Consider the following 11,389-nt stretch of genomic DNA (forward strand, 5'->3'; position numbering starts at 1 on the left):
GCTACTGCCCAGGTCACGGTTCCAAGCGACCCATGCAAACACAGTGATCAAACTCTACGCCAACTATGAACAAAAAAACAACCCCCTCTGAAGGCCCCGTATTTGCTCGGCATTCTCGTATTTACAGGGGCTGCGGGCTGGGGCTTATTCGATAGGCTAGTTCAATTGTTTTCAACGTAATAGGTGCAATTTCAATATCGAGTAGATGCACCTTTTTATGGCGGTTGCGTTACACATTAGTGCACGTATAACGCAACCGCGTTACGTATAGAAACAGTCAATCAACCGCGGTAGTAGCGTTGTGGAACAAATGGCATTTTGCTTACAAGCAAAGGCACTTTTTTCCCACGCACGATGGCCCAGACTGGCGTATCCAGTGCGACATAGGCGCTGTCCAGGTAACCCATCGCCAACGGAGCGCCCAAGGTCGGGCCGAAACCGCCGCTGCACACCGTACCGATAATCTCGCCCGCTTCGTCGACGATCTCTGCACCTTCGCGCACGGGTGTGCGTTCCTGGGGCAGCAGGCCGACGCGTTTGCGCTTCACGCCGCCCTGTTGCTGGGCGAACACGGTTTCAGCGCCCGGGAAACCACCGGCCCTGACGCCATCGGCGCGGCGGGCTTTAGAGATCGCCCACAGCAGGCTGGCTTCGATCGGGGTCGTTTCGGTGTTCATGTCGTGGCCATAAAGGCACAGGCCGGCTTCCAGGCGCAGGGAGTCGCGAGCGCCCAGACCGATGGCGGCCACTTCCGGCTCTGCCAGTAGGGCGCGGGCCAGCTTTTCGGCCTCGGCGGCGGGCACCGAGATCTCGAAACCGTCTTCACCGGTGTAACCCGAACGGCTGACAAAGCAGTCCATACCCAGCAGCGTGACGCGCTGGAACTGCATGAAGGTCATCTTCGCCACGTCTGGCGCCAGTCGTGCAAGCACGGTGACGGCGGCCGGGCCTTGCAGGGCGAGCAAGGCGCGGGCTTCGAACAGTGGCTCGATGCTGCACGGGTCGCCGATATGGGCGCGCAGGTGGGCCAGGTCCTGCTCCTTGCAGGCCGCGTTGACCACCAGGAACAGCTCGTCGTTGCCCAGGTTGGCGACCATCAGATCGTCGAGGATGCCGCCGTTTTCGTTGGTGAACATGGCATAGCGCTGCATGCCCACCGGCAGGTCGATGATGTCCACCGGCACCAGGGTTTCCAAGGCTTTGGCGGCGTTTGCGCCGCTCAGGCGAATTTGGCCCATGTGGGACACGTCGAACAGCCCGGCCTGATCGCGGGTGTGCTGATGTTCTTTCATCACGCCCAATGGGTATTGCACCGGCATGTCATAGCCGGCGAACGGCACCATGCGGGCGCCGAGTTCGAGGTGCAGGGCGTGCAACGGGGTCTTCAGCAATGGTTCGGTGGACATATCAGCTCCTGGAAAAAATGTAGAAGTGAGGCAAGCGCATCAGCATTCGATGATGTTGACCGCCAGACCGCCGCGGGCGGTCTCCTTGTATTTGCTTTTCATGTCGGCGCCGGTCTGGCGCATGGTGCGGATGACTTTGTCGAGGGAAACGAAGTGATGCCCGTCGCCGCGCATGGCCATGCGCACCGCATTGATGGCTTTCACGGAGCCCATGGCGTTGCGCTCGATGCACGGCACTTGCACCAGGCCGCCGATGGGGTCGCAGGTCAGGCCGAGGTTGTGTTCCATGCCGATTTCGGCGGCGTTTTCCACTTGCTGCACGCTGCCGCCGAGCACTTCGCACAGGGCGCCGGCGGCCATGGAACAGGCCACGCCGACTTCACCCTGGCAACCGACTTCGGCGCCGGAGATGGAGGCGTTTTCCTTGTACAGGATGCCGATGGCGGCGGCGGTCAGCAGGAACCGCACCACGCCGTCTTCATTGGCCCCAGGGATGAAGCGCATGTAGTAATGCAGCACGGCCGGGATGATTCCCGCCGCGCCGTTGGTCGGCGCGGTGACGACGCGGCCACCGTAGGCGTTTTCTTCGTTGACGGCCAGGGCATACAGGTTGACCCAGTCCAGCACCGACAGCGGGTCGCGCAGGGCAGCCTCCGGGTTCTTGCACAACTGACGGTGCAGCGCCGCCGCCCGGCGCTTGACCTTCAGCCCGCCCGGCAGAATGCCTTCGTTGCGGCAGCCGGCTGCCACGCAATCCTGCATCACCTGCCAGATCTTCAGCAGGCCGGCGCGGGTTTCGGCTTCGGGGCGCCAGGCACTTTCGTTGGTCAGCATCACTTGGCTGATGGACAAGCCATAGGTGGTGCAGTGGCTCAACAAGTCCTTGGCGCTTTTGAACGGGAAGGTCAGGGGGGTGGCATCTTCGACGATACGGTCGGCGCCGGCAGCGCTTTCGTCGACGACAAAACCACCGCCTACCGAGTAATACTCGCGGCTGCGCACCTGCAGGCCCGCCGCATCGAAGGCGCGGAAGATCATGCCGTTGGGATGAAAAGGCAGCGGCTTGCGAATCATCGCCAGGTGCAGTTTTTCGTTGAATTCAATGCAGTGTTCACCCAGCAGGTTCAGGCGCCCGTTGCTGCGAATCTCTCGCAAGCGGGCGTCGACCGTTTCAGTGTCCACGGTATCCGGGTGTTCGCCTTCCAGACCCAGCAGCACGGCCTTGTCACTGCCGTGGCCTTTGCCGGTGGCGCCGAGTGAGCCGTAGAGCTCGACCTTGACGCTGGCGGTGGTGTTGAGCAGGTCATCACGACGCAGCCCTTCGACGAAACGGGCAGCGGCACGCATCGGGCCGACCGTGTGGGAACTGGAGGGGCCGATGCCGATTTTGAACAGGTCGAACACGCTTAACGACATGGTGTTTCTCCGGTTTCTTTTTATGAGGATCGACGGTTTAAGGTCTGGCATAGATCCTTGTGGGAGCGAGCCTGCTCGCGATAGCGGAGTGTCAGGCAACATCTCTATTGGCTGTTACGCCGCTATCGCGAGCAGGCTCGCTCCCACAGAGGATTCGGAGGGCTGGTAGATCGCCCTCCGCTCAGGTCAAGCGTAGCTTTCGATCGACGGGCAGGCGCAGACCAGGTTGCGGTCGCCGAACACGTTGTCGACCCGGCCTACCGGCGGCCAGTATTTGCCGTCGATCAACGACGCCACCGGGTACACCGCTTGTTCGCGGCTATAGGGGTGGGTCCACTCGCCGACGATTTCCGCGGCGGTGTGGGGGGCGTTTTTCAGTGGGTTGTCGTCTTTGTCCAGGCTGCCGTTTTCCACCGCGCGGATTTCTTCGCGGATGCAGATCATGGCGTCGCAGAAGCGGTCCAGTTCTTCCTTGGATTCGCTTTCGGTCGGCTCGATCATCAGCGTACCGGCCACCGGGAACGACATGGTCGGGGCGTGGAAGCCGAAGTCGATCAGGCGCTTGGCTACGTCATCGACGCTGATGCCGCTGCTGTCCTTGAGCGGGCGCAGGTCGAGGATACATTCGTGGGCCACCAGGCCGTTGCTGCCGGAGTAGAGCACCGGGTAGTGTTCTTCCAGACGGCGGGCAATGTAGTTGGCGTTGAGGATTGCCAACTGCGAGGCACGCTTGAGGCCCGCACCGCCCATCATGCGGATGTACATCCAGGTGATCGGCAGGATGCTTGCGCTGCCAAATGGCGCCGCGCACACCGCGCCTTCCTTGCGCGCCATGTTGGCGTGGCCCGGCAGGAACGGTGCCAGGTGGGACTTGACGCCGATCGGGCCGACACCCGGGCCGCCACCGCCGTGAGGAATGCAAAAGGTCTTGTGCAGGTTCAGGTGCGACACGTCGCCACCGAACTTGCCCGGGGCGCAGAGGCCGACCATGGCGTTCATGTTGGCGCCGTCGATGTACACCTGGCCGCCGTTGTCATGAATGATCCCGCAGATTTCGCGGATGCCTTCCTCGAACACACCGTGGGTGGACGGGTAGGTGATCATCAGCGCCGCGAGGTGTTCGCGGTGCTCGGTGGCCTTGGCCCGCAGGTCTTCGATGTCGACGTTGCCGCGAGCATCGCAGGCGGTCACGACCACACGCATGCCGGCCATGTTGGCGGTGGCCGGGTTGGTGCCGTGGGCCGACGATGGGATCAGGCAGATATCGCGACGGTCTTCGCCACGGCTCTGGTGATAGGCGCGGATCGCCAGCAGACCGGCGTATTCACCCTGGGAACCGGCGTTGGGTTGCAACGACACCGCGTCGTAACCGGTGGCAGCGCAGAGCATGGCTTCCAGTTCGTCGGTCAGTTGCTGGTAGCCGGCGCTCTGTTCGGCGGGGGCGAACGGGTGCAGGGCGCCGAACTCGGCCCAGGTCACCGGGATCATTTCGCTGGCGGCGTTGAGTTTCATGGTGCAGGAACCCAGCGGGATCATGGTGCGATCCAGGGCCAGGTCCTTGTCGGCGAGCTTGCGCAGGTAGCGCATCAGCTCGGTTTCGGAGTGATAGCGGTTGAACACCGGGTGGCTGAGGACCGCCGACTGGCGCACCAGCTCGGCCGGGATACGGCTGTGCACGGTGGCGGCCAGGGCGGCGAAGTCCGGCAGGGCCTTGCCGTCGGCCAACAGGCTCCACAGCGTTTCGACGTCCGCCTGGCAGGTGGTTTCGTCCAGGGACAAGCCCAGGCGTTCAGCGTCCACCACGCGCAGGTTGATGCGCTGGGCACGCGCCTTGTCGTGCAGGGCAGCGGTTTGCGCGCCGGTGTGCAGGGTCAGGGTGTCGAAAAAGCTGTCCTGCTCGACAGCCAGACCCAAGGCGCCCAAGCCCTTGGCGAGGATCGCGGTGAGGTGATGAATGCGGTTGGCGATCTGAGTCAGGCCTTTAGGGCCGTGATACACGGCGTACATGCTGGCGATGTTGGCCAGCAAGACCTGGGCGGTGCAAATGTTGCTCGTGGCTTTCTCGCGACGGATGTGTTGTTCGCGGGTCTGCATCGCCAGGCGCAAGGCCGGCTTGCCGAAACGGTCCACGGAAACACCCACAAGGCGGCCCGGCATATCGCGCTTGAAGGCATCCTTGGTAGAGAAATACGCCGCGTGTGGGCCGCCAAAGCCCAATGGCACGCCAAAGCGCTGGGCGCTGCCGATGGCCACGTCGGCGCCGAACTCACCCGGTGCCGTCAGCAGGGTCAGGGCCAGCAGGTCTGCGGCGACAGCAACCAGGGCGTTGGCGGCATGGAAGCGTTCGGTCAGTTCACGGTAATCGAACAGGTCACCGTTGCTGGCTGGGTATTGCAACAGCGCGCCGAAGAAACTGCCGACATCGGTCAGTTCGCGTTCGTCGCCCACGACCACGTCGATGCCCAAGGGCTCGGCACGGGTGCGCAGCACATCGAGGGTTTGCGGGTGGCAATGGCGGGAAGCGAAGAAGGCATTGCTGCCCTTGTTCTTGCTCAGGCGCTTGCAGAAGGTCATGGCCTCGGCGGCGGCGGTGGCTTCGTCCAGCAAGGATGCGTTGGCGATCGGCAGGCCGGTCAGGTCGCTGATCAAGGTCTGGAAGTTCAGCAGTGCCTCGAGACGGCCCTGGGAAATTTCCGGCTGGTAGGGGGTATAGGCGGTGTACCAGGCCGGGTTTTCCAGCAGGTTGCGCAGGATCGGCGCTGGCGTGTGGCAGTTGTAGTAGCCCTGGCCGATGTAGGTCTTGAACAGTTGGTTCTTGCTGGCGATGGCCTTGATCGAGGCCAGTGCATCGGCTTCGCTCTGGCCGTCGCCCATGTCCAGCACGCTGGTGCCCTTGATGCTTTCCGGAATGACGCTGGCGCTCAACGCTTCCAGGGAGTCGTAGCCCAGGCGCTCGAGCATGGCTTGCTCGTCGCTGGCTCGCGGGCCGATGTGGCGGGCGATGAATTCGTTGGCGGTGCCGAGATTAACGGTCATGTTGCGCTCCTCAGGCTTCGGCGTTGGCTTTGATCAGGCGGTCATAGGCGTCCTGATTCAGCAGTTGGTCAACTTGGGTGGCGTCGGCGGGCTTGAATCGGAAAAACCAGCCTTCGCCCAGCGGATCTTCGTTGACCAGTTCCGGATTGCTTTCCAGGGCCGGGTTCACTTCCAGCACTTCTCCGTCCAGCGGCATGTACACACCGCTGGCGGCTTTCACCGATTCCACGGTAGAGGCTTCGTCACCCTTGGCGTAGCTTTGCAGTTCCGGTAACTGAACATAGACCACATCGCCCAAGGCGTTCTGGGCAAACGCGGTAATACCGACGGTAACGCTGCCGTCGGCTTCAGTGCGCAGCCATTCGTGATCTTCAGTGAAACGCAACTCGCTCATGGAAACTCCTGGGGCCAGATTCTCTGGTGGACGCGAAGAAAGGCGCGGGGCTTGGCCCGGCCGAATGGTTATATCCTTAGCAAGAATGCGGCCAATGCTAATAAATACTTATATATCAATGGCTTACTTGGTTCTGTCGAGCGCAGGCTGTATTGAGCTGTAGCGAAAACGCTACAGCTATACGCCTGGAAAAAATCGTTGTGGGATCAAAGCCTTGCGCGGCGCAGTTTAGCGCCAAGTGTATCGATATCGTTCCGCTGTAGCGCTTTCAGTACAGGTGGAGGTCGTTTTTGAGCCAGGTTCCGGATACGCCGCAGGTCCCAATGTGGGAGCGAGCCTGCTCGCGATAGCGGTGGGTCAGCCAGCACGGATATTGACTGATACATCGCTATCGCGAGCAGGCTCGCTCCCACAGAGGGCAGCAGCGTGCTTACGGCTTGCCGGAAATCCCGTATTTACGCAACCGATGGGCAATCGCTGTATGGGAGGTTTGCAGGCGGCTGGCGAGCTGGCGGGTCGAGGGGTAGTTGACGTAGAGGCTTTCGAGCAGATGTTTTTCGAAGGCTTCCACCGCTTGCTCAAGGCTCTCGACTTCCACGTCACCCTGGCGCGCCACGGACGTGCCGGCAATGTCCAGGTCGCCAATGTCCACCAGGCTGCTTTCACAGATGGCGGCGGCGCGGAAGATCACGTTCTGCAATTGCCGCACATTGCCCGGCCAGCGGTTGCCCAGCAGCGCCGGGTAGGTGCCGGGGGCCAAGCGGCAGACCGGGCGCTGGATTTGCGCACAGGCCTGCTGCATGAAGTAGCGCGCCAGCAGCAAGATGTCCTGGCCACGCTCACGCAGCGGCGGCACTTCGACGTTGAGCACGTTCAGGCGATAGAACAGGTCTTCGCGGAACGAACCTTCGCTGACCATTTTTTCCAGGTTGCGGTGGGTCGCGCTGAGGATTCGCACGTTGACCTTGATTTCCCGGTCGCCGCCGACCCGACGGAAGCTGCCATCGTTCAAGAACCGCAGCAGCTTGGCTTGCAGGTAGGGCGACATCTCGCCGATTTCATCGAGAAATACCGTGCCCTGGTTCGCCAGTTCCATCAGCCCCGGCTTGCCACCCCGTTGCGCGCCGGTGAAGGCGCCGGGGGCGTAGCCGAACAGTTCACTTTCGGCCAGATTCTCCGGCAGCGCCGCACAGTTCAGGGCCAGGAACGGCGCGCCGTGGCGGGCACTGATGGCATGGCAGGCCCGGGCCACCAGCTCTTTGCCCGTGCCGGTTTCGCCCTGGATCAGTAACGGTGCATCCAACGCCGCTACCCGCTGGGCCCGGGCCTTGAGGGTGCGGATCGCCGGGGATTCGCCCAGCAACGCGTCAAACCCTTCGGCGTGGTCGTGGTGCAGCGCCGACAGGCGTTCGCCGATGCGGTTTGGCTGATAGAGGGTCAGCAACGCACCGGCGTTTGTAATGGGCGTGGCGTCCAGCAGTAAGGTCTGGCCGTTGAGGGTGATTTCCCGCAGCGGCAGGCGGAAACCATTCTCCAGCAGAGCGACCAACAGGGCTTCGTCACCGAACAGCTCGGCAACACTTTCCCCGGCCGGTTCACGCCCGTACAGGGCGATCAACGCCGGGTTGGCCAGCAATACGTGGCCGGCGCTGTCGAGGGCCAGTACCGGGTCGGTCATGGCCGCGAGCAGGGCGTCGAGCTGCAAATGCCGACGCTGGCCGGGCAGGATGTCCACCACGGTGACCGCCTGCACGCCCCGCACGCTGAACAGCGCCTCGCGTAATTCGTCCAGCACCTGCGGGCTGAGGGTCGGGGCATCGATGTAGACGTTGGGCGGCACCATCTCCACCGCATCCAGATTGAGATTGCGCCCACCGAGCAGCGCCAGGACTTCCTGGGTAATGCCGACGCGGTCGATGAAACTGACGTGGATACGCATGGGGCGGTTCTGGGTTCTGGAATACGGAGGGTGGCAAGTATGCCTTGGGGCGGGCTATTGGTGAAATCCTGGTGCAGGGTCAAGGATATACACCGATCTCTATTGTGGGAGCGAGCCTGCTCGCGATAGCGCAGGGTCAGTCCACATCTCCATTGGCTGTTGCACCGCTATCGCGAGCAGGCTCGCTCCCACAGGAAGTTGGCGGTGAGGCGGCTATCGTTTACAACCCAACATCCCACTCCGGCCTCTCGGGAAATTTGAGCACCAAAAAATCCAGCAGGCTGCGCAGCGCCGACGGCATGTGTTTGCGTGAGGCATACACCGCGTACATGTTCATCCGGCGGGGTTCGGCGTGGGGCAACAGGCGGATCAGTTCGCCGTTCTTGATGTGGGTGCCGGCCTGGTAGCTGGGCAGCATCGCCACGCCCGCACCGGCTATCGTTGCCTGCAGCAATGTGCTGGCCTCGTTGGCGCTGATGTTGCCCTGCACCGGCACCGAGACCTGCTCGCCGTCCTGCTCGAAATGCCACAGGCTCTTGCCGACGTAGGAGTGGGTCAGGCAGTTGTGCCGGCTCAAATCCTCGACCCATTGGGGCGTTGGGTGTTCACGCAGGTAGCCGGGCGAGGCGCAGATCACCGAGCGACAGACTGTGAGGCGCCGGGCAATCAGGTTCGGGTCCAGGTCGTTGCTCATGCGGATCGCCAGGTCGATGCGCTCGTCCACCAGGTTCACGGTGCGGTCGAGCATTTGCAGGTCGACGCTGACCCCTGGGTAGCGCACGACGAACTCGGTCATGGCTGCCGCCAATTGGGCCTGGCCGAACGAGGTGCTGGCGCTGATGCGCAGCATGCCCCGTGGCGCGTCGTCCGACGTACTGACGGCGGCCTGCATGTCGCCGGACAGATCCAGCATCTGCCGACAGCGCGGCAGGATCTCCAAACCCGCGGCCGTCAGGCTCAATTTGCGGGTGGTGCGATGCATCAGCCGGGCACCGACCCAGTCTTCCAGTTCCGCCAGATACCGTGACACCACCGGTCGTGACAGGTCCAGGTGTTCGGCTGCCGCCGACTGACTGCCCAGTTCCACCACGGCGACGAACACTTGCATTGCTTGTAGACGATCCATGATTTGCCCGATTTCAGAAACAAACTATGTCCAAGCATCGCATTTTTTGAAACGAGTCAGGTCCCTAAGCTGCGCTCATTCCCAATCGGGCTTATGCACAACGGAGCACAACATGACCGGATCCACCTTATTCAAGCGTCTGCTGCTGACCAGCGCTTCGATGATTTTTGCGGCCAACACCTGGGCAGCCGATCTTGCCCTGGAGGTCTACAACCCTGGCGCGGCGGCCGTTTTCCCGGTGACCTCGGTATTGGTCAGTGGGGAAAAAGAAGTGGTGTTGGTGGACGCCCAGTTCGGCAAGTCCCAGGCCGAACAGGTGGTGCAGAAAATCCGCGCCAGCGGCAAGCAATTGACCACGATCTACATCAGCCACGGTGATCCCGACTACTATTTTGGTCTGGAGACCCTGACCGCCGCGTTCCCGGATGCCAAGGTGCTGGCCTCTGCGCCGACCGTCGAACACATCAAGCACACCATGGACGGCAAGTTGAAATATTGGGGGCCGATCCTCAAGGGCGATGCGCCGAGCAAAGCGATCGTACCCCAGGTACTCAAGGGCGACAGCCTGACCCTGGAGGGCAAGCGCTTGCAGATCATCGGTCTTGATGGCCCGCAACCGGACCGCAGCTTCGTGTGGATCCCGTCGATCAAGGCGGTGGTCGGCGGCGTCGTGGTGGCCGAGAACATTCACGTCTGGATGGCCGACACGCAGACACCGCAGTCCCACAAGGATTGGCTGGCGACGCTGGAGGGCATTGAAAAACTGCAACCGAACACTGTGATTCCCGGCCATTACCTGGGTGATAGTGCCCGGTCTCTGGCTCCGGTGAAATTCACCGCCGAGTACATCAAGGCCTTCGACGAAGAAACCGCCAAAGCCAAGGGCTCCGCCGCCCTGATCGCCGCCATGAAGCAGCGCTACCCCGATCTGGGGGAAGACAGCTCCCTGGAGCTCAGTGCCAAGGTGGCCAAGGGTGAGATGAAGTGGTGAATACCGATCTTTGATCAGAGCACCGTTGTGGCGAGGGGATAAATCCCCTCGCCACAAGAGCCTGTATTTCAACATCGCTAACCAATGGAGAACATCATGAGCAAAATCGCAATCATCGGCGCCACCGGTCGGGCCGGCAGCCAGTTGTTGGAAGAAGCCCTGCGTCGTGGCCACAGCGTGACGGCCATTGCCCGTAACACGGCCAAGATCGGTAAGAGGGCCGGTGTGGTCAGCCAGCAGTTGGATGTATTGGACAGCGAGGCCTTAATCGCAGCGGTAGCCGGTCATGATGTGGTGATCTGCGCCGCCCATTTCGCCACCGTGCCGGCCGACAAGGTCATCGCCCCAATCAAGGCTGCCGGGGTCAAGCGCTTGCTGGTGGTGGGCGGGGCCGGTTCGTTGCTGCTGCCGGACAATAGCCGTGTGATCGACAGCGAAGGCTTCCCTGAAGAATACCTCGCCGAAGCCAGCGCCGGAGCATTGTTCCTGGACGTGCTGCTCAAGGAACAGGACCTGGACTGGACCTTCCTCTCGCCCTCGGCGGAGTTCGTCGAGACCGAGCGCACCGGTCAGTTCCGTATCGGCAAGGATCACCTGCTGTTCGACGCCGCCGGGCGCAGCTGGATCAGCTTTGCCGATTACGCCATTGCAATGATCGATGAAGTGGAGACGCCGCAGTTTTCACGGCAGCGCTTTACCGTCGGTTATTGAGCCACTGGTTAGGACAGGCGCTCCTACGGGGTCAGCTGTGGAGTCTCATCCACACGCTGACCAGCACCGTCGCCGCCATCAGCCACGCCACCGCCGCCACGGCCAGCGAAGCCTCCAGGCGCATCCGGTCGACCATCACATACAGCGTCGCCAGGTAGACGAAGTAGGGGATGATCGACCACATGCCAAACACGATGGTGGTTTTCAGATCGTCCACCGAGCGGCCCTTGCCGACAATGTAGTGGGCGATCAGGGCGAAGGTGGGAAACAGTGGCACCAGCCCGGCGATGTAATAGTTCTTGGTCTTGGCGAGCATCGCCAGAATGACCACCACGGCGGCACCGAGCGTTGCTTTGAAAATCAGGTCCAC

9 protein-coding genes are annotated in these 11,389 nt (G+C 62.1%); 2 read left to right on the plus strand and 7 right to left on the minus strand.

What is annotated here, in order from left to right; translation table 11 throughout:
• Positions 1-281: 281 nt before the first annotated feature.
• The 6 genes from gcvT to BW979_RS09625 all read right to left on the minus strand — a co-directional run bounded on the left by gcvT (position 282) and on the right by BW979_RS09625 (position 9,317).
• Positions 282-1,406 carry a glycine cleavage system aminomethyltransferase GcvT gene (gene gcvT, locus BW979_RS09600; protein WP_076383702.1) on the minus strand — a complete coding sequence of 375 codons (1,125 nt, stop codon included), beginning with the start codon at positions 1,404-1,406 and terminating at the stop codon, positions 282-284.
• A gap of 39 nt (positions 1,407-1,445) precedes the next feature.
• Positions 1,446-2,822, minus strand: coding sequence for an L-serine ammonia-lyase (locus tag BW979_RS09605; RefSeq protein ID WP_047227046.1), 1,377 nt, complete (start codon positions 2,820-2,822; stop codon positions 1,446-1,448).
• Positions 2,823-3,008: 186 nt separating this feature from the next.
• Complete coding sequence (gene gcvP, locus BW979_RS09610; RefSeq protein ID WP_076383703.1) at positions 3,009-5,858, minus strand: aminomethyl-transferring glycine dehydrogenase; 2,850 nt, start codon at positions 5,856-5,858, stop codon at positions 3,009-3,011.
• Positions 5,859-5,868: 10 nt separating this feature from the next.
• On the minus strand, positions 5,869-6,252 hold the full coding sequence (gcvH, locus tag BW979_RS09615) for a glycine cleavage system protein GcvH (RefSeq protein ID WP_047227044.1): 384 nt from the start codon (positions 6,250-6,252) through the stop codon (positions 5,869-5,871).
• A 430-nt stretch (positions 6,253-6,682) separates the two neighbouring features.
• Positions 6,683-8,191 (minus strand): sigma-54-dependent transcriptional regulator, encoded by a 1,509-nt coding sequence (locus BW979_RS09620; protein ID WP_047227043.1) that lies wholly within the window; start codon positions 8,189-8,191, stop codon positions 6,683-6,685.
• Between the two features lie 220 nt (positions 8,192-8,411).
• Positions 8,412-9,317: a LysR family transcriptional regulator gene (locus tag BW979_RS09625; RefSeq protein ID WP_076383704.1), complete on the minus strand. Its 906-nt coding sequence runs from the start codon at positions 9,315-9,317 to the stop codon at positions 8,412-8,414.
• Positions 9,318-9,429: 112 nt separating this feature from the next.
• Between BW979_RS09625 and BW979_RS09630 the strand changes: the two genes are divergently transcribed.
• Both BW979_RS09630 and BW979_RS09635 read left to right on the plus strand, forming a co-directional pair.
• Positions 9,430-10,308 carry an MBL fold metallo-hydrolase gene (locus BW979_RS09630; protein WP_076383705.1) on the plus strand — a complete coding sequence of 293 codons (879 nt, stop codon included), beginning with the start codon at positions 9,430-9,432 and terminating at the stop codon, positions 10,306-10,308.
• Positions 10,309-10,404: 96 nt separating this feature from the next.
• Positions 10,405-11,019 (plus strand): NAD(P)-dependent oxidoreductase, encoded by a 615-nt coding sequence (locus BW979_RS09635; protein WP_047227040.1) that lies wholly within the window; start codon positions 10,405-10,407, stop codon positions 11,017-11,019.
• A gap of 31 nt (positions 11,020-11,050) precedes the next feature.
• Here BW979_RS09635 and BW979_RS09640 read toward each other — a convergent pair whose 3' ends face one another.
• Entirely contained in the window at positions 11,051-11,380 is a 330-nt protein-coding gene (locus BW979_RS09640) for a GlpM family protein (RefSeq protein ID WP_171061330.1), read from the minus strand.
• Positions 11,381-11,389 lie beyond the last annotated feature (9 nt).

The sequence above is a fragment of the Pseudomonas sp. A214 genome, assembly GCF_900156295.1.
GTDB classification, from domain to species: Bacteria; Pseudomonadota; Gammaproteobacteria; order Pseudomonadales; family Pseudomonadaceae; genus Aquipseudomonas; species Aquipseudomonas rhizophila.

Bases quoted from the DNA above. Each gene is read 5' to 3' on its own strand.
- gcvT (WP_076383702.1), bottom strand. From the start codon at position 1,406: ATGTCCACCGAACCATTGCTGAAGACCCCGTTGCACGCCCTGCACCTC.
- BW979_RS09605 (WP_047227046.1), bottom strand. From the start codon at position 2,822: ATGTCGTTAAGCGTGTTCGACCTGTTCAAAATCGGCATCGGCCCCTCC.
- gcvP (WP_076383703.1), bottom strand. From the start codon at position 5,858: ATGACCGTTAATCTCGGCACCGCCAACGAATTCATCGCCCGCCACATC.
- gcvH (WP_047227044.1), bottom strand. From the start codon at position 6,252: ATGAGCGAGTTGCGTTTCACTGAAGATCACGAATGGCTGCGCACTGAA.
- BW979_RS09620 (WP_047227043.1), bottom strand. From the start codon at position 8,191: ATGCGTATCCACGTCAGTTTCATCGACCGCGTCGGCATTACCCAGGAA.
- BW979_RS09625 (WP_076383704.1), bottom strand. From the start codon at position 9,317: ATGGATCGTCTACAAGCAATGCAAGTGTTCGTCGCCGTGGTGGAACTG.
- BW979_RS09630 (WP_076383705.1), top strand. From the start codon at position 9,430: ATGACCGGATCCACCTTATTCAAGCGTCTGCTGCTGACCAGCGCTTCG.
- BW979_RS09635 (WP_047227040.1), top strand. From the start codon at position 10,405: ATGAGCAAAATCGCAATCATCGGCGCCACCGGTCGGGCCGGCAGCCAG.